General features: G+C 49.2%; 26 protein-coding genes. 24 read left to right on the forward strand and 2 right to left on the reverse strand.

Annotation, left to right across the window (positions count from 1 at the left end):
* The first annotated feature begins 1 nt into the window (after position 1).
* The 17 genes from FJD38_RS23135 (at position 2) to FJD38_RS23220 (ending at position 13,083) form a co-directional block, all read left to right on the forward strand.
* Positions 2-490 carry a hypothetical protein gene (locus FJD38_RS23135; RefSeq protein WP_095026034.1) on the forward strand — a complete coding sequence of 163 codons (489 nt, stop codon included), beginning with the start codon at positions 2-4 and terminating at the stop codon, positions 488-490.
* A complete protein-coding gene (locus FJD38_RS23140) occupies positions 490-1,683 on the forward strand; it encodes a type IV secretion system protein (protein ID WP_146387830.1) in 1,194 nt (397 codons plus the stop codon). The genes FJD38_RS23135 and FJD38_RS23140 overlap by 1 nt, the downstream gene beginning before the upstream one ends.
* A gap of 11 nt (positions 1,684-1,694) precedes the next feature.
* Positions 1,695-2,468 (forward strand): hypothetical protein, encoded by a 774-nt coding sequence (locus FJD38_RS23145; protein ID WP_094991418.1) that lies wholly within the window; start codon positions 1,695-1,697, stop codon positions 2,466-2,468.
* On the forward strand, positions 2,465-3,316 hold the full coding sequence (locus FJD38_RS23150) for a TrbG/VirB9 family P-type conjugative transfer protein (protein ID WP_244302800.1): 852 nt from the start codon (positions 2,465-2,467) through the stop codon (positions 3,314-3,316). Before FJD38_RS23145 ends, FJD38_RS23150 begins: the two co-directional genes overlap by 4 nt.
* 9 nt (positions 3,317-3,325) lie before the next feature.
* Positions 3,326-4,744, forward strand: a complete 1,419-nt coding sequence (locus tag FJD38_RS23155) for a TraB/TrbI/VirB10 family type IV secretion system protein (RefSeq protein WP_146387832.1) — start codon at positions 3,326-3,328, stop codon at positions 4,742-4,744.
* Entirely contained in the window at positions 4,725-5,093 is a 369-nt protein-coding gene (locus FJD38_RS23160; RefSeq protein WP_095026031.1) for a hypothetical protein, read from the forward strand. Before FJD38_RS23155 ends, FJD38_RS23160 begins: the two co-directional genes overlap by 20 nt.
* Positions 5,094-5,258: 165 nt before the next feature.
* Positions 5,259-6,011, forward strand: a complete 753-nt coding sequence (locus FJD38_RS25045; RefSeq protein WP_208727542.1) for a lytic transglycosylase domain-containing protein — start codon at positions 5,259-5,261, stop codon at positions 6,009-6,011.
* Entirely contained in the window at positions 6,011-6,322 is a 312-nt protein-coding gene (locus tag FJD38_RS23175) for a hypothetical protein (protein ID WP_095026029.1), read from the forward strand. Before FJD38_RS25045 ends, FJD38_RS23175 begins: the two co-directional genes overlap by 1 nt.
* A 114-nt stretch (positions 6,323-6,436) precedes the next feature.
* The gene (locus FJD38_RS23180) at positions 6,437-6,724 is read left to right on the forward strand and encodes a hypothetical protein (RefSeq protein ID WP_095026028.1); all 288 of its coding nucleotides are present in this window, start codon (positions 6,437-6,439) and stop codon (positions 6,722-6,724) included.
* A gap of 39 nt (positions 6,725-6,763) precedes the next feature.
* Entirely contained in the window at positions 6,764-6,982 is a 219-nt protein-coding gene (locus tag FJD38_RS23185; protein ID WP_146387834.1) for a hypothetical protein, read from the forward strand.
* Positions 6,983-7,217: 235 nt separating this feature from the next.
* Positions 7,218-7,499: a hypothetical protein gene (locus FJD38_RS23190; protein ID WP_095026027.1), complete on the forward strand. Its 282-nt coding sequence runs from the start codon at positions 7,218-7,220 to the stop codon at positions 7,497-7,499.
* A 139-nt stretch (positions 7,500-7,638) separates the two neighbouring features.
* Positions 7,639-7,890: a plasmid replication protein RepB gene (locus FJD38_RS23195; RefSeq protein WP_094991429.1), complete on the forward strand. Its 252-nt coding sequence runs from the start codon at positions 7,639-7,641 to the stop codon at positions 7,888-7,890.
* A 435-nt stretch (positions 7,891-8,325) separates the two neighbouring features.
* The gene (locus FJD38_RS23200) at positions 8,326-8,958 is read left to right on the forward strand and encodes a hypothetical protein (protein ID WP_146387836.1); all 633 of its coding nucleotides are present in this window, start codon (positions 8,326-8,328) and stop codon (positions 8,956-8,958) included.
* Positions 8,959-9,799: 841 nt separating this feature from the next.
* The gene (locus FJD38_RS23205) at positions 9,800-10,048 is read left to right on the forward strand and encodes a type II toxin-antitoxin system Phd/YefM family antitoxin (RefSeq protein WP_095026026.1); all 249 of its coding nucleotides are present in this window, start codon (positions 9,800-9,802) and stop codon (positions 10,046-10,048) included.
* Between the two features lie 18 nt (positions 10,049-10,066).
* Positions 10,067-10,432, forward strand: a complete 366-nt coding sequence (locus FJD38_RS23210) for a type II toxin-antitoxin system RelE/ParE family toxin (RefSeq protein WP_095026025.1) — start codon at positions 10,067-10,069, stop codon at positions 10,430-10,432.
* A gap of 1,363 nt (positions 10,433-11,795) precedes the next feature.
* A complete protein-coding gene (locus tag FJD38_RS23215) occupies positions 11,796-12,065 on the forward strand; it encodes a hypothetical protein (protein ID WP_095026070.1) in 270 nt (89 codons plus the stop codon).
* A gap of 67 nt (positions 12,066-12,132) precedes the next feature.
* On the forward strand, positions 12,133-13,083 hold the full coding sequence (locus FJD38_RS23220) for a hypothetical protein (RefSeq protein WP_146387838.1): 951 nt from the start codon (positions 12,133-12,135) through the stop codon (positions 13,081-13,083).
* A gap of 87 nt (positions 13,084-13,170) precedes the next feature.
* Here the strand turns inward: FJD38_RS23220 and FJD38_RS23225 are convergent, their stop codons facing one another.
* A complete protein-coding gene (locus FJD38_RS23225) occupies positions 13,171-13,464 on the reverse strand; it encodes a hypothetical protein (RefSeq protein ID WP_095026068.1) in 294 nt (97 codons plus the stop codon).
* 212 nt (positions 13,465-13,676) lie between these two features.
* Here FJD38_RS23225 and FJD38_RS23230 point away from each other — a divergent pair, with 212 nt between their 5' ends.
* From FJD38_RS23230 to FJD38_RS23265, 7 genes are all read left to right on the forward strand, one after another.
* A complete protein-coding gene (locus FJD38_RS23230) occupies positions 13,677-13,958 on the forward strand; it encodes a hypothetical protein (RefSeq protein ID WP_146387840.1) in 282 nt (93 codons plus the stop codon).
* Positions 13,959-14,044: 86 nt separating this feature from the next.
* Positions 14,045-14,371 carry a hypothetical protein gene (locus FJD38_RS23235; RefSeq protein ID WP_146387842.1) on the forward strand — a complete coding sequence of 109 codons (327 nt, stop codon included), beginning with the start codon at positions 14,045-14,047 and terminating at the stop codon, positions 14,369-14,371.
* Positions 14,372-15,145: 774 nt separating this feature from the next.
* Positions 15,146-15,565, forward strand: a complete 420-nt coding sequence (locus tag FJD38_RS23245) for a hypothetical protein (RefSeq protein WP_120266827.1) — start codon at positions 15,146-15,148, stop codon at positions 15,563-15,565.
* An 86-nt stretch (positions 15,566-15,651) separates the two neighbouring features.
* Positions 15,652-15,921 (forward strand): hypothetical protein, encoded by a 270-nt coding sequence (locus FJD38_RS23250; protein WP_120266826.1) that lies wholly within the window; start codon positions 15,652-15,654, stop codon positions 15,919-15,921.
* Positions 15,922-16,192: 271 nt separating this feature from the next.
* A complete protein-coding gene (locus tag FJD38_RS23255) occupies positions 16,193-16,819 on the forward strand; it encodes a recombinase family protein (RefSeq protein ID WP_146387846.1) in 627 nt (208 codons plus the stop codon).
* Positions 16,820-16,824: 5 nt separating this feature from the next.
* On the forward strand, positions 16,825-17,064 hold the full coding sequence (locus tag FJD38_RS23260; protein ID WP_146387848.1) for a hypothetical protein: 240 nt from the start codon (positions 16,825-16,827) through the stop codon (positions 17,062-17,064).
* A 182-nt stretch (positions 17,065-17,246) separates the two neighbouring features.
* Positions 17,247-17,663, forward strand: a complete 417-nt coding sequence (locus FJD38_RS23265; protein WP_146387850.1) for a hypothetical protein — start codon at positions 17,247-17,249, stop codon at positions 17,661-17,663.
* A gap of 137 nt (positions 17,664-17,800) precedes the next feature.
* Here the strand turns inward: FJD38_RS23265 and FJD38_RS23270 are convergent, their stop codons facing one another.
* The gene (locus FJD38_RS23270; RefSeq protein ID WP_146387852.1) at positions 17,801-18,202 is read right to left on the reverse strand and encodes a hypothetical protein; all 402 of its coding nucleotides are present in this window, start codon (positions 18,200-18,202) and stop codon (positions 17,801-17,803) included.
* Positions 18,203-18,398: the final 196 nt, after the last annotated feature.

The raw sequence follows: 18,398 nt of genomic DNA on the forward strand, positions 1-18,398 counted from the left end.
TATGAGAAATGTAATTGTTCTAGTATTGGCTCTCATGTCGAGCGCCGCCTTTGCGGCCTCAGACGCTTCCCAAATTCAACAACTACAAAATGCCACCAAAGCTTGTAAGGCCAAAGGCTTTAAAACTGTGGGCGAGCAGGAAGACTGTGTTCATGCGGCGTATGTGAAAATCAAAAGCGGTGTTCCTGAACGCGGTGCTTTGTACGCTGAAAAGAATTACAAAAATTTGAGCAAGGCCCAGGCCGAAGGGAAATTGCTTTCACTTCAAAAAGAGTACAACAAGGCCCCGAAGGGAACGTATTTCAAGGGCAGCAAAAAAGCAGGTGTTGTAGATCGAATTAGCATCATGAACGAAGGTTGGTGGATTCAGAAAAACATTCTTGGCGCTCGCCAAACCCAAGGCGATCCATGGTTCATGGAGTGCAAAAAAGGCGCTCGCTCGTTGAACACTGTAGTTCGCTGCCCGCTCGGTAAGGGAGGTGCTGAGTAATGTCAGCCGTCCTGATGACCGTTCTAATGGGCTTGGGCACGTTGTTTTCACTCGGCGGCCTACTGGTGCTGCATCTGCATCGCAAACAACGTCGCCTGCAAGCTCTGGAGCTTCAGGACGAACCCGCACCACAGTACACCTACGACTCAGCAACGATGCTGTATACGCTGGCAAATGCACTGCCCAAACCGCATGTGTACCAGGTAGGGCTTTTGAGTAATCGAAAACGCCAAGTTATAGCGCTGGCCCTGGGTATGTTCGCAATATTTATGGCGCCTTTAATATTCATGCCTGCGGCTGAAGCGGCGCTTTCAGAGAATATGCGTAGTGTATTCAGTGGCGAGCTGAAAGATTTTGTGACTGGGATTATGAGTGGCACCAACAACCCAGTTTCAAATTTTGCTTGGATGATTTTTGCTGCCTTTTCATTCATTCTATTTGTCATTGAGGTTATTAAATTCATTTGGCAGGGCAATCAAACAGAATCCCACTTACTTGCCTTGTGCATGTTTTTCATAACCTTCATGATTATGGGGTCTTATGATGGATTCACTAACGGCATTTGGGGTATCGCTGTTGGTATCTCTGATGGCTATCAAGAACAATTAGTCGGGAACACCGACAATTTCTTTCTTACCCAATGGATGCACAAAACGTTTAAAGCTGTCGTTGTTGAAGATTTAAGCATGTGGGACTCTGTAAAACTCCTCGGTTACGTTAGTGTCTGGACAGCAGCAGGAATCGTGTTGGATGCTGTCGCATACCTTGCTGCAATGTGGGCAGACTTTGGTTATGCCGTTGGTAAGGTTGTAGGTTTTGTTTTTATTCCATGTCTATTACTGCCAGCAACGAGAAGTCTTTTCGACGGTTGGTTCAAGTTCTTTACCGGCTTTGGTTTCTTGCTGATTGTGCTTAAAGCCACAATGGTTGTCGCCGCGATAGCTATTAAGGCAATTGTTGGCACATTGGGAGTGAAGTATGTCGGTTCGGGTTTCGCTGCCGAGCCAACTGCAATGACTATCACTGTCCAGGAAATGTATAAATTGGCTGATGCAGCCGCAATGCTATTCATCGCAGCGCTGTTTGTACTTTCCTCGTTTGCATTTGCTTCCGCTCTTGCTGGTGGCCTTGGGAATCTTAGTGGCGGGCTGGGTTCAGCGGCCAGTCTGGCAGTTAGGAAATTTCTAAAATAACGGGGTGTTTTATGTCTGTAGTAATGGATGAAGCTGAACAAAAACGAGCTGACAATAATAGTAAGTTACCAGCTGAAAAAGCCTCTTGGCGTGTGCTGAATAATAAATTGTGGATTTTTGCGATCCTTCTTTTATTGGTGGTCATTTATCAAGGCTGGAGCAATCGGCAGGCATTTAATGCAGCCATGCACACGAAAGAACTTGTGTGGATCAAAATGGGTCCAGACGGAAGCTCTACGGTTGATGAGTTCACTCCCAGCGATAAACCTATTTTTTACAAGGCGACAGTAGACAGCGCTTTAGAGAAATACTTGACTACGCGCTATGGGGTTCAGCCTGAGACGATCAGAAAAGATTATGGCGTTGCAGGTGTGTTCATGTCGGAACCCATGTACACAGAATTTCTTAGCACTCAGCCTGGGGGCTTTAATGCCTTGCAAAAGTCAGTCGATATACAGGCCAATACAAATAGCGTTCCGCGTGTAGAAGTGAAATGGAAGTTTCCTGACCACTACGACAGCGTGCCGGGTGTGTTTGGTAAAACGAAAGGCAGTGTTTTCCGTACAAACGTCTATTTCACGACCACGACTAAAAGTCCGAGCGGTCTTGTTATGAAAGATGGCGTAAAGAACATGATTTGGCGCGGTCAATGGCGTCTTCTTCCAAAATCACAATTGGAAAAGAAGTCTACGGCGTGGTTGCGAGCAAACCCAATCGGTTTAGAGATTATCCAAGCTGATGTAATTGAAGATCCAGCTGGATATAAAAGTGAAGAGGCTAAATGACCATGAACATTATTCTTTCTAAGGCCGTAGTCGGTGCAATGCTCTTTGCTAGTGCCGTATCCGTACAAGCCGCAAGCTGCCGGGTCATTCACTGGAAGCCGGACGCGGTTCTGACGATCAACAGTGCGTTGTACCTCGGCACGCGGGTTGAGCTTCCAGCCGACAATTTGATTCCACCAGTTTCAAGCTCTGAGCTATGGAACGCTGAAGGTGCAGCTAATCAGGTCATGATTAAGCCCAACAGCGACACGGTTCAGGGTAAGTCAGGGATCATTCGTATCTGGACCACAGACGGAAACTCCTATGATGTAGTGGCTAACCGCGCTAGTGGAGCCGCACAAAATGACGTATGCGTGAAGATCGTTGCAGATGGCATGTTTTTCACTCCCGGAGCACGTCAAGCACTCAACGGTCAGTCTTCAAATATGGCAAGAGGCGCAGCGGCGTCTGGTCAGCAGGTTCAGGTTCTTCAACAGCAACTAGCTAAGCAGCGACTTGAGGCAAAGGCCCAGTCCGACAAGGCGGTATACGAAGCACTGCGCCGCTTTCGCTATCACGTCTACACCGGCTACACCTGGAGCCAAGGCAAGGGTTTTGAAGCCGAAGGCTTAGTAACTGATGTGTACGACGATGGTCGGTTTACTTATATCCGTCTCGATAAACCAAATCGCGGCCTAATGTCGGTTGAAACTGTAGTTGGTGGAAAAACAGCGGTTGTTCCAACCAAGTACGACGACTCTTACGGCATGTATGTTGTTTCAGGAATTTATCCAAGCTTCAATTTAAAGATGGATGATTCTGAAATTGGTATCTCGCGCAAGAACAATAAAACTCTTGGCGAGTTTTAAGGGGGGACTATGACTGAAGAATCCTCACCTCGCATTGATGAACGTCCTTCGACCCACAAGAAGAAAATGCAGGCTTATTTAATGGCTGCGCTGGGTGTTGTGTTCTTCGTCCTCCTTTTTATGGTCGTCTGGAATGTTTATTCCAAGATGCAAGAGCGCAAAGCGCCGCCGAAAGAGGCTGCCGCTATTCCGGTGGCTGCGCCACCTACTGTTGACCGGCAAACACAGTTTGACGCCTTGGCTCAAAACCGTACTGCCCGTCCAGCTCCCAAGAGCGAATCAGGCAGCACGAATGAGCTTTTCGACAAGATTAGCGAAGGCATGACTCCAGCGCAGCGCCGTAGCGTAGCCCTGGGCCGTGGCACACAGACAGATGCTATTGAGGAATCGGTAGAGTCGAAGGCTGTTCGCCAGTGGCAGAGCCGCGAGGAGTTGAGAGCGTTATCAGCAGCCAATAAGGCTTGGGGTTTGACCAAGGCCACTAAAACAGGGCAGGGCGCCTTGAGCATGAATCCAGGCTCCCCGGGTTCGCGTAGCGACCTGCAATCAGCTCCGGGAAACATGAACGACCAGATTGCACATCTGAACCGTCCAATGAACGACAACGCTAGCCTTGATGAACGCCGTGCCGAAGTTAAACGCCGAATTGCTGAAGCGCAGCAGCTTCGCTTGTCCCTGCAACAGAACGGTGCCGCTGGACTCCCAGAGGCTGCTGGACGATCTGGGGCCACAACACCGGCAATGATGAGCCCGCAAATGGCTCCTACGGCCCCACAGCGCGCTCAAGCCCCTGCGAATGTGGTTGGCTATCCAAAAAAGAACCAGTACGACGCGGATACCGCTGGGAAAATCAAAGTACCGCCTGGAACCGAGATAACTACAACGCTGATGAAAAAGGGTATTTCGGATTACCCAGGCTCATCCTTGAAGGCTATCGCCAATCGTGATGTTTACGACACTACTAGACAGTTCGTAATTATTCCGAAAGGCACTGAGTTCAATATCAAGATGGTCAGAACACGGAACGTTAACGAGGCTATTTCTAACCGCGTTGGGTTCTTAGTCAAAGAAGCTGTATTACCGAATGGTAACTCTATTGATTTTTCCACCGCATCCGTTTCGGACAGGGAAGGTGTAGGCGCAATTGAAGACCAAACCAATTACCACTTGATGGCTCAGTTCTTAGGTGTTGCTGCTTACGCTTTGGTTGGATCGCAAACTAGCCGTTCGGGTACAGGCGACCAAGAAAGTAGTTATGCAGGCGATGTTGGTGAAAACTCAAGAAGTCAATTCGCGCCTTTAGCTGAAAAGTACCTGAACATTGTTCCGACGCAAACTATTCGCCCTGGACAGAGCTTTCAAATCATCACCGAACAAGAAATGTTTATCGAACCTTGGAGCGATCTTTATGCAAAATATGTTGATTAAAGCCATCTTGGTTGCGGTGATGTTTCCTGCTATCGCATTCGCTCAAGATGAAAAACCATACCCGCTCGACCCACTTGCCGTTTGGGTTAGGACAGTTTACCCCGAGGATATCACTACAGTGGGTGAGGCAGTTCAATACCTGTTGGAGCCAACCGGTTACAAAGTTGTTGGTGCTTACCCAGCTCCTAGCGATGCAATTACGATCATCAACAGCCGTGTACCTGCAATTGCAAAAGTTCACCGGACAATGCCGGTTATGGATGCTTTGCAACTGTTAATTGGCAATGACAATTGGATTGTGGTTGATCGTAACCACAAGCTGATTTCCTTTTCGGAGAATAAATCGTGAAGCATTTTATATTGCTATTCGCAACGGTCGTGGTTGTTAGCGGGTGCAGCAACACTGCGCATGTATCAGGTACAGGTGAATTTTTCAGTTTGAGCAGCCGTAACGTTGTTTATCGCGATTTGACTCGCCCTGTTGCTGTCGATAACGAGCCGGAGCAAAAAAACTATGCCGTACTTCCAGCCCCGACTAAATAAGGCACTCAGTGCCGCTGTACTCGTCCTGGGCCTGATGGCCCACGCGAATGCAGCAGAGCCAAGTGTCCCGGATGAACAGGAACTCTACGAGTACCTGTTTCCCGAGGCCGGAAAGGCGCGGGCTCTGGTGAGCCCTGAAGATATGGCTATCCACTCAGCCCCGGCCCAACGCGAGCGTTCGGCCTGGGGTAATGACCGTCCTCAAGCATGGTCCGATGCTCAAAGACAGGCCATGCAGGATGCGTTTAAGGCCAAGCCGAAACCGGTTGAACCGCCTGTGCTGTTGTCTGTTCCTGACGATAGCGGTTCGTTCAGCTACTCGGCTATTACCGTTGACGGTCAGCCTTATGCTGACCTCATTCAGACCTACGCGAAAAAGCGGAACCTGAGCCCTTTGCTAGTGCAACAGATCATTAAGGCCGAGTCGCGGAATGATCCCAATGCGATAAGCCCCAAGGGCGCTAGTGGGCTGATGCAACTAATGCCTCAGTTAGCAGCGGAATTCAATATTGACCCGTTTGACCCTGAAATGAACATCAATGTAGGCACCCAGTATTTCGCGCAAATGCTAGCGAAGTACAAGCGAGTTGATTATGCACTTGCTGCTTACAATGCTGGCCCTGGAGCGGTTGATAAATACGGCGGTATTCCGCCGTATCCAGAAACGCAGAATTACGTTAGTTCCATTCTTGCTGGTGTTGCTCAGCTGGAGGCTAAAAACTGATGAAAGCCATTCTGATAACCGGCGCTCTGTTATGTTTTTCCGCTTCGGTAAGTGCCAGTGAATTTGATTTTGACTATAACGACAAAAATGATATGCGCGGCGCTTACTTTATGTGCTCAACCACCGGTTTCACCCAAGGTGACTGCCCGAAGGTTTATCAAAAATGTTGGTTGCCGCCAATGATCTATCGCAAAAAACATAAGACCAAAACCTACTGTGTTGATGCACCCAATTTTAGCGTTAGCGATAGCGATAAAGATCGCTACTTGGACGAAGGCGCTAAGCGCGCAGAGAAGATAACTGGCGAGTAAATCGAGTTTTTTGCAATGGACTGCTCGCAGATTTTGCCCAGCAGTTGCGTCACCTGCTTAGTGGTGAGCTGGCCGGGGCATCTGGCACCAATTTGGAATAATCAGGAGTCATGCATGGCGACGAAAGACCGAAAATGGCTTGAGCAACGTGGACCGATCTGGTTGGGCCGCTCGATCCAGTTAGGACATACGACCAAGCTTGGCGACCTGACCAGGTTAGGTAACACAATTGAGCTAGATGCTTTGCTTGACCTTATTGATGAAAGGCTTAGCGAATTTGCAGCTCAGGATAACGGTCATTCAGGGACCGTATTACTAAATTATGTTGCGGACCGCCTTTTAGATCCTGCGGACAAAGCAGCTTACTTGGCAGCTGCAAACGAACGTTTTATTGGGGACTAATTCCCCGGAAGCATTTATTTCTTAATAAGGAAAAGACACATGGCTACTGAAACTAAAACTCCGAAAGTCCGTTATGACGCTCTTGTTGCACACGAATACACCGTTGGTGAAGACAAGCGTACGGCCTGGACCAAGATTGGTGCCGCGTTCCCGACTCAGGATGGCAAGGGCTTCAATCTGGAAATCACCCCAAATATTTCGGTCAGTGGACGAGTTGTGCTGCGTCAGTACGAGCCTAAAGCAGCAGCCTCCGAGTAATCCAAATGGAGAGCGGTCAAGGGGTTGGTGCGGCCCACAGGCGCGCAGCGCCGAGGACTCGGCCCCTTGACGGCGCGGAATGCTCCCAAGCCTCCGCTCGGGTGTGTGGGGTAGCTTCACCGCCCCGCGCACCTGAGCCCTCGGCGGCAAGAGCGGGTTTACAAGGGCAGAGCCCTTGGTTTGCTCTTGATGCCGATAGCAACCGCATAATGGCGGTTAAGAATAAGGACAGAACGTGCGTTTGAAGATGTTGAAAGAGCTTTTCAGCGCGGGTGTGCTTAGCGGCGCGACCGTAATTCCTAGCGGCAATGACCAGAGTGCCTGGAAGCTCATGGTTCACAAGCTGAGTGGGGAGTCTGTTGCCGTGACAGTGGCAGCGAAACCAGAGGACAAAATCTATATCCGTCTGAATGCTGCGCTGATGGATGCCCATCGTTTGGGCTTTCGAGACGTGGCAGTCCAACTGCCCGAAGAATTTGAACGGGAAGACAGCCAACGGACCGGACCCCTTCGCTAGACATTCATGAATCTACATAAACCTGTGCGAAAAGGTGTAAGTCGGCGCCTTTTTTCGCAATTTTACTTACATGAATTTGCTTTTTCATGCAGCGAAGATTAGGCTCCAATCGGTTCTAACCACATTGATTGAGGGCGTAATGGCCGTGGATCTATCCGCAATGCGAAAGCTGTACAAGGACGGTGCCTTAAAGGCGGCAATCGTCTCGCCTGCACCGATGGAAATCGGAGCGTGGGTGCTTACGGTCGAGCGTACCGATGGATCGCATGAATACATGACCGTTGCGAGAAAGGACCGCCACAAGATTTACAAGAGCCTGGAGTCTGTCAGCGCTGATGCAGCGCGAGTAGGGTTCAGCGAAGTGAAGGTAGTGAATTTGCAGGTCGCGTAATCAAAACGCAGGAACCAAAAAGCCCGGCGTGGTAACCGGGCTTTTTGGACAATCCAGAACAGGTTTTCTCTTTCGACGGTAGAAACCTGTTCTTCAACAAGGTGAGCTGATTATGGCTGTCACTTCGGGTTCGTGCAAGCCGAAGAAGGCAGATTGTTATCAGCTTCCCGCCGATTGGCTGGGAAAATGGATTCAAACTCAGTAACTTCAGGAAGACGAAAAAGGCCGTATGTTCCCCGTGTGAATCACGGCGGGAACTATTGCGACCACTCGCCCGAGTCTCCCAAGCTTGCGCTGCTTAAGCCTGTGACAAGCCCAGACAAAACCCTGCCCAGGATTTTGCTCGAACTCGAAGAACGTCTGAACCGCTACTACAGCTCGCCCAATACACTCCCGTCTCTGCGGCACGCAAATCGTAGTGCCAAAGGGCGGGGGATGCGCAGCGAGCGTCGTGAAGCATGCCTGTTACTGCTAAAAGCCATCATTGCTCACACAGACCTCGTTTCACTGCGCTGCGGCTTCCCTAGCAAGCAGGGCTTTATCTCGCTCACACTCCAGTGGCTTACAGACTTTACCGGCTTGGGCTTCCGTCGCGCCGAGCGCGCACTTGCTGATTTAAAACGTGCGAACCTGATCACCGTCAGTCAGCCCCGACAGTTGCAGGAGGATGGCACCTGGAAGGGGCTTGCGGCGGTAAAGGCTGTAAACCGGCTGCTATTCACTGCTTTCGGCCTCGGGCGTCGATTGCAGTTTGAGAAACAGCGTGCCTCGGATCGACTTGCCAAGAAGGTCAAGAAGGTAGGCGGAACGTTGACGAGCTGGGCGCGTAATGCGCTGGTGATAGGCGGGATAATGGCCCCCAAGACAGAATCAAAGGGCCCACTGATACGATCATTCCGGCCTCCCCGGTCGGAGGAGCCCCCAGGCGACCCAGAAGCCTATAGCCGGGCGCGGACTGAGCTGCTAATAGCGCTCATGCAGGCACATCCGGGCAGGTCTTCTGTAGATTTGAACGCAGATGCAGACAGGATCTTTCAAGAGCGACAGCAGAAGCGATTCACGGCCTAGCCAACACTGGCAGGCACTCCCACGCCTACTAGGCAGCCATAACGCCCAAATACCCTCACTGTGGCCACGAAACAGCAATTACTCGTTGGATGGAGTGGTTTTCCTCTCCCCGAAACCGATGCTACCCCCTCGAAAATCCCCAAATGCCCCCCTAGGAAAGTTATCCACAGAAGCACAGTTGGCCAGCTCCCCAATAAAAGAACCTAAGTGTCGGCAAGAAGTTTTTTAAGTGTCGGTCATTAACCAGCGGGTTTAAAAGAATCAGAAGGGAGGTGTTGCTACGCAACCCCTATATGACGCCCTCGCATTTCGTGCCTATGGCACGGCTCGGCTCCAGGGCTACTCGCCCCGTACCTGAGGCAAGGGCCTACGGCCCCTGCACCCGTAGATTTCAGTATGACCGCGTAACAGCCAGTCTAAGCGTCCCAGGCCGGTGAAGCTGGCCTGAGAGAGCCTACGGCTCCCCTTCGGGCGCAAGACCCGGATAAATCACCCCCTGGCGGCTTCGCCACCCGAGGGCTCAACCGGGCGCGTGTGCGCGCTGACTGACCTGATTTCTCCGATTCTTCAACACCGCTTTGTGCCTTCGGTGAAGGCATCGGTTTTGAAATCTTCGCTCAGCAGGGTTAATGGGTGAAATGCTATCAAAAGGCGTAGCCGGCAGCAGCGATCGAGTGTGGAATTGCTATCACTCGCGGGTAATGAGAACAAACCACGACAATCGGTCTAAATTAAGACTTGATTTAGACCGATTGTCGTGTACAATGTCCCTGACGGGCACTTTCCGCCCGTGGATGCAGTCGTGTGTAGCCTTTTAGCTGCATGCAAGGAGATTTAACTCATGAGAGTTGAAACAGTTAGCTTTTTAAAGAAACACGCAGCCGACCTGCCTCTAGATGAGCCAATGGTTGTTACCCAAAACGGTGTACCTGCATACGTGGTGGAGTCTTACGCAGAGCGTAAACGTCGCGACGAAGCAATTGCCCTTGTGAAATTACTCGCAATCAGTTCCCGCGATTATGCCCAAGGCAAACACTGTTCAAGTGATGAACTGAAAGCACGCCTAAGCAGGAGATTTGCCAACAACTAACCATAAAGGAACCAATTAATGACATCACTAACAGACCGCTACACCATCGTTTACACCAACACTGCTCAACAGAGCATCGAAGACCAGATTGAACATCTGGCCATCTATCAAGGCAATGACCTCGCTTTAAAGCGAATGAATTGTTCGATTGACGTTTTCGAGCCGAAGCTCAAATGCAATCCACTGGCCTATAAAATCAGCCCTCAAGCCAGTGAGTTAGGTGTTCTCCATTACCACGAACTCAACACTGAAAAACTCAGGATCCTCTACGAAGTCTTAGAGGATGATTTGATTGTGGTCGTTCACCTGGTATTAGGCGAAAAACAGAGCGTGGAACAGGCCCTTATCAACAACTGCCTGTTGCAGCCATTACGACCTAAGTAGCCATTGTTAGTGATTCAGAACTCGCTGAAATGATCCCGCTTGCCCGCTCTGCTGTTCCCCACTCAGAGTAGGCGTGCGTAGCTTCAAAAAATCCCTTCGCTTCCTCCCCTTTACAGCCCTCATTTTTGCGAAAAGTCGCAATCTGAAGATAGCTGTGTGTGAATCTGCGTAAAAAGCAGTTGGGTAAGGGGCTGAAAACTCCTCAGATTTCAATGTAGCGGTCGCTTCGCGGTGGAACTGTCGCCGTTCGTCGCAGCGAATCGCAGGCAAAAAAAAACCGCCTTTAGGGAGGCGGTTTTTCCATGAGTGCCGGTTAGGCCAGCACTCAACACCCTCATGGGATGCGTTGGTACACGGTCATAGTACGGCTCACACTGGTTGTCATCAAGCGCGTGTGGTGCCTGTGGTCTGTTTTATATGCAATGCAGTAAGCACTGCCTGAAAATATGCGACAAACGGTCAAATGCGCTTCTAGCATCATTTATTCCACTTCTAGCATCATTTATTCCACTCCTAGCATCAGTCAGACCTAATTCTCTGGCGTTTCGTCGCATCCCCTGAAAAAAAACTGGCTGAAATACCCCGAACAAAAGTCGTATAGTGGCTGCATCCCATCGGTATGACCGTGGGATGTGGGAGCCTCTACACGGCCTTAGGAACCGTGCTGGATTTTGTTAGAGGACCTATAAATTTGCCGTCTTATGGGATGCGTTGGTACGCATGCAAACCCAGCTATGTGTGAATGCCAGGCAGGCACATAGTCAAAGGCTGGTATTGCTAGAGGACTGTCAGCATGAAGATCATTTTCTTCGCTGTTCAGCTAGCACTGTGCTTGCATCAGGCGCTCAGCCTGATCGAGCAAGTGATAGATGAAATCCGTAACTGGCTATAAGGCATGAATAAAAAACCTCGGCCCCGGTCGAGGTTATTTTTTATCAAATTATGGGACTGGGGCATTGCCGCTGGCAGCCAGGGGGAGCCCCCTGGACGGCAGACCAAAGCAAACCAAGGGCTCTGCCCTTGTAATCCCGCTCTTGCCGCCGAGGGCTCAGGTGCGCGGGGCGGTGAAGCTACCCCACACACCCGAGCGGAGGCTTGGGGCCACTGCGCACCGTCAAGCAGAATACGCCTGCGGCGGTCCTGCGGACGCGGAACCCACCCCCAAGGGGGCGGGGCCCCCGCCATTCAACTTGACCGCGCTTCGTTCAAGACATATGTCATTGGCCCTATTCAGCTGCTGCGAGAGCGGGCCGCTCTGATGCTCGTTTGGGATGAATACAGAACGGATAGCCACTCGCCATTACACTCAGCCATTATTTTCGATAACCTTGCACCCCTTATAGTCCAATGAGAAGCGTGCAAAATGGAGATTGTCGTTGTAGTAATTGCAGTGGTTATTGGGCTGTTCGTGTTCAGCATGAGCAGAGGTAAAAAGGCTGTAAGGGCTTATGTCTACCTTCTGTCACGAAGTGATGGCGCAAGCGAGGCGGAGGCGAACCTAGTTGCATCGAGGATTGATACGCATAGAGCAGGTCAGCTAAACGACGCAATGCTCATGTTCAATCGCCAATGCTACAACGGCAAGCAACTGGCAATGATTTCAGATGCAAGACTCGATGGGTTTCACGGATAGACGATATAGGCTTGCCTCATGTCGGCATTGCTGAGCCGAATACTTACCTTTCTGTTAGGACAGTCAAATGCTTCCACATACACAAGAAGAAAAACAACATGTTGAAGATTACTACTTAGGTCAGTCTTCTAACGCTACGATTAAATTTCTCCAAAAAGTGTACTCGGAAAATATAATCGGCCATCGCCATGATGTGTGGGATGTACATGCAAGCGATGGAAGATGGTGGGTAATTACGAATCCGACCAATCTGTATTCCCAAGATCAGTTTCCGAACATGGACTATGCTGTAACTTTCCATATGGGGTTGTGTCTTCGAATCCCACGAACTGAGGAGCAAAAACAAAGCGACTTTAATATTAAGCCTTTTGCCGATACATTAAATCAAATAAGTCGGCTTTCCGACGCATTAAGGCAGGCTCAGAACTTAGATGATTATCAATCTATTGGCGTGCGTTGCCGCGAGTCTCTGCTTAGCTTTGTAGGTGCGGCTCAGGATATTGCGGAATGGATTACCCAAGATGCCCCTAAGCGGGCGGATTTTCGTGCATGGACCGATATCTTATGCAATGAGATTCTAGGTGGCCGGGATCAAAAAGAGCGGCGGCATTTATTAAAAACGCTGCTGGTAGAGTCCTGGACATATTCTAACTGGCTAACCCATGCCAAGAGTTCTTCATGGCACGATGCGGAAATGGCTCAGACGACTGTCGAAAGCGCGATAGGTATGGGCGTAAGCACTATCATGCGCCACATCCGAATGGTTCCTGATGCTTGTCCGAAATGCAGCTCTCCAAACTTGTTCCCAGAGACAGGTGTACGCACGGATATGACGAATGTTTTGTGGGAGCGCCCAGTTTGCGAAAATTGCGGATGGGCTGGCACACCCGTTGTCGTCCGGGAGCTAGACTCTGAAGAGGCCGAAATTATCACTCATGAAGGTGGAGAGAATACGGGCGATTGTATTGTTCCTGATGTTCCTCTCTACAAGCTAGAACGTCCGGTCGAAAATAGATAATTTAGGCATGCACCAGGTTCGTGAGAAATGACCACTTCCAGACCTGGAGTGGCGGGTTTGTAGGGTGGAGCTGTCAGTCTGATTTTACTAGCTAGGGGCCTTATGAGTGGGCATAGCCCCTGCTTTTCGCAGTTTTTGGACCAGATCCTGAACTTGCTCACGCATGTACCCCATGTTGGTATTGGCGGTTATCAAATCTGATTGCAGTTCAATTAAACGGTGATGGATCCGTTGATTTATTGCGATTACCCGACGCACGCTAGAGCGTTCGCGCTCGGCGTCGGCCACGTCAAAGCAATCGCCGCGGTCAAAACGATTCTCGAGCTTTTCCAAAATATCCGCAGGTATTTCAGGAATTTCGTCAGACAGAAACCAAGACACAGCAACCCCCTACAAGGCTGTATAAGCATACAGTATTATGAATTATCCTGTGCTTGGCTTCAAGGCTGAACGCATATTGCTAATTGCTATCATTTAACCTGTAAAAGCTTAGCGTGAATTCGTTTTTGATAGCAATAATGCTGATTTTTTGCTATCATTATCTTTAATGATCGAGCTGGCCAACGCTTAAAATGATAGCAAAAGGTGAAATGATGAAGAGCGATAATCCCGACACTACAACACTCACCCTCCGTGATACCCCATACGCACTCATTCAAACTGCCAAGCGCTTAACTGGGAAAGCTACTGGTAGCCAAGCCTTTTTGGCGGGCATAGCGAAGTTGGACGAATTATCAGATCAAGTCGCAGATCAGCGCGAAGAAATACGCCGATTGCGTGAAAACCTGTGCCGGTCACAAACGTTGTTGCAGCAGTTGGCACCCCTTTGTATCCAGGTGGCCGAGGCGGCAGGCCAAAAGGACCTGTTTGAATGAGGGGCGAAACGCCCGATTAACGTGTACTTCAAGCCGAAATCTGAGGGCTTCCCTACAATGGCTTAATGGCTCGTTTAGGGGGGTTGATGATGCTGGTCGTAAACGTTTTAGTGATCCTTTTTGTTCCCTTCACCACGTATATTGTTTTCACATTAATAGTGAAGGGGGCTAAAAACAAAATACTGACCCTAATATGTGGCGCAGCAGCTTTTATGCTGGTCGTTTATCACTTACCTGAGTCTGAAAAGGCCGGTCGAAACGTTAGTACCGCCTCTAGCGCAGGCTCCACCGTTGCCCCAAGCGAGGCTCCGTCCAAAGTGGTTGTCCTTACTAACTTCAGAGAGAAAGACGATAGCCTTCAGCTTGAATGCTCAGGCACCACCGGCAATATCACGTGCAAGCCTAATAAGTGATATTGCTTCATCTACATCGTGCCCAATGAAAGTGATAGCAGAATGTCCTGCAGGACAGATCCGATAAACTCGGAATTGCCATCATTTTTCAATTCACGGGCGCAAAGCGCTCCCTTTCCTCCCCAAAGTAAGCGATAGCATTTTTCGGTGGCCAACTGCGGCACCAGGTCGAGAAGTGATAGCAGTTTTCGGCCCGGGTTTAGATCCTCGATCTTTGGATTGATAGCAATTTTGAAAGTATTTTAGGACTTATGATCCTAAATAACTGTACACATAGGATCTTTGATCCTATAATGGTTTTGTGGTGGCACGCAGAGAGCCACTCGTTTCTGAGAAGGCTAGTCGTTGCCATCGCGGAGAACGGGATGAGACTTTCAGAGGTTGCGACTATCCGCACTAACTTTCCAGAGGCACATTTCTGGCTTGTTAGACGGGGCTCAGCGAGTCGATGCGGTGAACCTGGACGAGAGTTCAACCCCCAGCACATCGGGATACAGGTACACCGCACCGATATTCTCTTGCCGGATTATCTTTTCTACGCGCTGGTTCATGTACACCAGCAGGGTTACTGGGGAAAGCTGGCAAACGGAACGCTAAGTCTGGTCAATATCCGTGTTTCAGACGTTCGACAAATCGAGCTGTCGCCACGGTGAGCAAGGGGGCCATAGGGCCCCCAGTCTCTACCAACATAACAACCGTATGGAGGTGCTTCACGATGCCAAGGGAACAAATTTTCGGCGCGTATAAAGCACCTTACGAACCTATGGACACCGTATGAAAATCGACCTGCCCAATATTCAAGATCAGCAGCGCTTTATATACGAAGAAGCTACGAAAGAAGCGATAGCTCAGCTAAAGGCTAACCTGATGGCCCCGGAATACCCGGCGCAGGATTTGGTAGACGAAAGCCTTTATTCCCGTGCTCACTTGTTGAGAGAAAGCGAAGGTTGGGAAGCGCCTGCCCCTGAAATTGTGAAAGCCTACTTTCGGCATTTTCAAAACTATTTCAGCGACTACGGGACGGACGCAAAGCTAGCAGTCCTCCTGGGCATTACTGGGGGCGGTAACGACCGGCGTATACGTGCCTTTAAGGATGGCAGCAAGAAGACCCCATATGGCATCTGGAGGCGGTTTTTGGTCCTAACAGGGCGAGTGCCGCAAGAGATTATCCCCGTCATGGGATTCATGCGTTGAGTTGCTGTGTGCAATAGCGGCACAGCGGTCGGAAGCTGGGCATTGCCCTCAATTGATTAAGCAAAAAAAACTGGATGCGGAATTATATGGATGATTTAAAATTTATAGCGACAGTTGTGGTGTTGTTTGTGGCCGTGTTAGCGTTCCATATCACCAGCTATAAATGGCGGAAGGAAGACGCCGAAGCGCAGGCTGAATGGGATAAAGAAAAAGCTTATCTGGAATGGATGCATGCTGAGCCTAGTCAGGTTGGACCAGTTCAGAGTAAGTACCTATGGCTGATAGGGCCACTAGCTTGGGTGTTTACAGTAGCTCTTGGAATTTTGTTACTTTCCAGGAACTCGGGAAGCATTTGAAACCCAGTACACGCTAAACATCCCTCAGTGAAGCTGTATGGCAAGGCACTCATAGCCCAATAGTTTTAGGTTTGCAGGGAACAGTCTTTGAGTGCCTTGCCATACAGCTTCGATACGGTCAACCAGCCGCCTATCATTTATCTATACCTATCGGAGAGTCTGATAGAAACTCACAAGCGACTATCATTTCACATTTATTAGTACCCATATGATAGTTTATCTATGCACTATTGATTTTATAGGTATGTGATAGATATGCGAGGTTAGATCGGTGAATACGCACATTTACTTAAGAGCTTCGACCAAAGACCAAGATGCAGGCCGAGCTAAAGGCATGCTCTTGGAGTTTGCGAAGGTCCATGATTTGGCAGTTGCGGAGATATATAGCGAAAACTTCACCGGGACGAAGCTAGACCGCCCTGAGCTGATGCGGCTTTTATCTCAGGCCCAACCTGGAGACGTTCTGTTAGTTGAGTCAGTAGACCGGCTGTCGAGGATGGAGCCGGAGGACTGGGCGCAGCTCAAACTTATTCTCCAGCAAAAACAGCTTCGATTGATTGTAGAGGATCTACCGACAACTCATCGGCAAGCCGATAAGAGCATATCTGGACAGCTCATGGCTGTTATCAATGACATGCTGCTAGACCTCACCGCGACAATGGCACGCCTAAGTCACCAGAAGCGTGTTGAGCGTATCAGGCAGGCATTGGCCAACAAGCGAGCGGCTGATCCCCAGTGGTCACCTCCAGGTAAACAGAAGAACGCAAAACTGTGGGAATCAATCGAAAGTCTTTTAGTAAAGTTTCCCGAAGCGTCAGCAGATCAAATATCGACGTTGGCAGATTGTGGAGTCGCAACAGTCTATCGAGTGAAAAAACAACTTAAAAATAAGGTGTAGATGCTATGGAAGCTAAACGTTTGAAGGTTCTAGCAAAAGCGATTGTGATTTGTGCTGTATTCGTTTCAATACCGGCGAAAGCAGAATTTCAATTGCGCGATATAACGGACGCTGTTGGACAAGTAAAAAAATCCTGCCAAGCAGTAGTAACTCACGAAACAGCGCTAGTTATATCCCCCCTGGAATGGGGATTACATTGGAAAATGGTCAGCGTGCTAAAGCGTACGGATTCGATTGCCAGCTGAATGAAAAGCAGCCTTGCGGGTCAATCAAAGTTACGGCAGGATCCTACAAGGTAATGATCGTTCCTGTTTCTGGAAAATCGTTTAATGAGCGGTGGACTTTCAAACGATTAGACGGAAATAGTATGGTTGCGGTTAGACCTGATGGCACAATATTAGAAGCTAAAATAAAGTAAGGAACAAACATGGAAAGGTATCAAGAGGCAAGAAGGTTTGACCCGAAATTTGCTATCGTAGTGTTGGTGCTTGCTGGATTAGTAGGGTGGAGTATTTTGGACAATCTATCGAAGTGGTTAGGTGTTGATAAGACCGCCGCTGCAACGTTAGTAACTGGTTTAGTGTTCGCTATTGCAGCATTGGGCATTGGTCTATGGTGTCAGCAAACAGATGAGTGGCCGATAACTCTTGTAAACATGTTACCTCTGGCTTTATCGGGTTTAGTTATGGGGTTCAGCCCATTTCTATATCAACATGGGTGCATAGGGCCGCTAGATATGTGCTTTGATTTGAAGTGGTGGGGCCGCACATCAACGCATTATGGCCTGTCGTTCGCTATTCTAATTATTGGTTATGGATTTTTGTATCTCCGGCGCGACAGATAATAATAAGATGTAAGGGGCCAATACGGCCCCTTTTTCAATTTGGTTGCTGCTAAAGCCTTGAGTTCGCAGTTTGAGTATTGAAATGCTATAAAACGGGGTGGCGATTATCTAGGTCCGGGCTGGAAATTGCTATAACTTTAAATAGAAGCCAAGAACTGCTGAACAGCTTTTGCTCTCTTAGATGCATAGTTGTAGCTATTAATAACAGACTCCAGATAACTCTTTGAGTTTATGGGCATATGGTACGACCTTAAGCAGACACCTTGAGCAAATTTTCCAATTCTTAGCATCATGCCCATCTTACCTTCTTTCGTGAACTCTCCGCCAATTGGGATAGAAGATTTAAGCTTCTCGAACTCTTCCCAATTATCACGAAAAGCCGAAATATAGCTTTCAATATGTGCTTCGGGCACCACGACAAATACACCGTTATGTCTCAGATCTGGCCCAGGGAAGTAATAGTTTATTTCCCAGGAATCCTTTTTCACTTTCAGCTTGCCCCCGCATGATAGGGTTTCCTCATAAAATCCAGTGCTCATTAGTGTTCCTACTCCAGAAAAGTTCGTTTTTTTTAATTATGGGGCGTTTTTTTAGAGCGTTTCGATTAGCTGCTAGAAGCGTGCTTTACTCCAGATACTAGCATCTCTTCTTGGCCGATTGCAGTCAGTCGCGACCGGCTTTTTTCGACCCTTTTCTACCGTCCCCTGTTCTGCCAATGCGAAGCTCATGGAGACG

It is taken from the genome of Pseudomonas saxonica (assembly GCF_007858365.1).
Lineage (GTDB): Bacteria > Pseudomonadota > Gammaproteobacteria > Pseudomonadales > Pseudomonadaceae > Aquipseudomonas > Aquipseudomonas saxonica.

Bases quoted from the DNA above. Each gene is read 5' to 3' on its own strand.
- FJD38_RS25045 (WP_208727542.1), top strand. From the start codon at position 5,259: ATGCCGTACTTCCAGCCCCGACTAAATAAGGCACTCAGTGCCGCTGTA.
- FJD38_RS23180 (WP_095026028.1), top strand. From the start codon at position 6,437: ATGGCGACGAAAGACCGAAAATGGCTTGAGCAACGTGGACCGATCTGG.
- FJD38_RS23205 (WP_095026026.1), top strand. From the start codon at position 9,800: ATGAGAGTTGAAACAGTTAGCTTTTTAAAGAAACACGCAGCCGACCTG.
- FJD38_RS23235 (WP_146387842.1), top strand. From the start codon at position 14,045: ATGATGCTGGTCGTAAACGTTTTAGTGATCCTTTTTGTTCCCTTCACC.
- FJD38_RS23265 (WP_146387850.1), top strand. From the start codon at position 17,247: ATGGAAAGGTATCAAGAGGCAAGAAGGTTTGACCCGAAATTTGCTATC.
- FJD38_RS23185 (WP_146387834.1), top strand. From the start codon at position 6,764: ATGGCTACTGAAACTAAAACTCCGAAAGTCCGTTATGACGCTCTTGTT.
- FJD38_RS23155 (WP_146387832.1), top strand. From the start codon at position 3,326: ATGACTGAAGAATCCTCACCTCGCATTGATGAACGTCCTTCGACCCAC.
- FJD38_RS23220 (WP_146387838.1), top strand. From the start codon at position 12,133: ATGCTTCCACATACACAAGAAGAAAAACAACATGTTGAAGATTACTAC.
- FJD38_RS23175 (WP_095026029.1), top strand. From the start codon at position 6,011: ATGAAAGCCATTCTGATAACCGGCGCTCTGTTATGTTTTTCCGCTTCG.
- FJD38_RS23270 (WP_146387852.1), bottom strand. From the start codon at position 18,202: ATGAGCACTGGATTTTATGAGGAAACCCTATCATGCGGGGGCAAGCTG.
- FJD38_RS23260 (WP_146387848.1), top strand. From the start codon at position 16,825: ATGGAAGCTAAACGTTTGAAGGTTCTAGCAAAAGCGATTGTGATTTGT.
- FJD38_RS23210 (WP_095026025.1), top strand. From the start codon at position 10,067: ATGACATCACTAACAGACCGCTACACCATCGTTTACACCAACACTGCT.
- FJD38_RS23160 (WP_095026031.1), top strand. From the start codon at position 4,725: ATGCAAAATATGTTGATTAAAGCCATCTTGGTTGCGGTGATGTTTCCT.
- FJD38_RS23250 (WP_120266826.1), top strand. From the start codon at position 15,652: ATGGATGATTTAAAATTTATAGCGACAGTTGTGGTGTTGTTTGTGGCC.
- FJD38_RS23215 (WP_095026070.1), top strand. From the start codon at position 11,796: ATGGAGATTGTCGTTGTAGTAATTGCAGTGGTTATTGGGCTGTTCGTG.
- FJD38_RS23135 (WP_095026034.1), top strand. From the start codon at position 2: ATGAGAAATGTAATTGTTCTAGTATTGGCTCTCATGTCGAGCGCCGCC.
- FJD38_RS23150 (WP_244302800.1), top strand. From the start codon at position 2,465: ATGACCATGAACATTATTCTTTCTAAGGCCGTAGTCGGTGCAATGCTC.
- FJD38_RS23200 (WP_146387836.1), top strand. From the start codon at position 8,326: ATGCGCAGCGAGCGTCGTGAAGCATGCCTGTTACTGCTAAAAGCCATC.
- FJD38_RS23230 (WP_146387840.1), top strand. From the start codon at position 13,677: ATGAAGAGCGATAATCCCGACACTACAACACTCACCCTCCGTGATACC.
- FJD38_RS23140 (WP_146387830.1), top strand. From the start codon at position 490: ATGTCAGCCGTCCTGATGACCGTTCTAATGGGCTTGGGCACGTTGTTT.
- FJD38_RS23145 (WP_094991418.1), top strand. From the start codon at position 1,695: ATGTCTGTAGTAATGGATGAAGCTGAACAAAAACGAGCTGACAATAAT.
- FJD38_RS23195 (WP_094991429.1), top strand. From the start codon at position 7,639: ATGGCCGTGGATCTATCCGCAATGCGAAAGCTGTACAAGGACGGTGCC.
- FJD38_RS23245 (WP_120266827.1), top strand. From the start codon at position 15,146: ATGAAAATCGACCTGCCCAATATTCAAGATCAGCAGCGCTTTATATAC.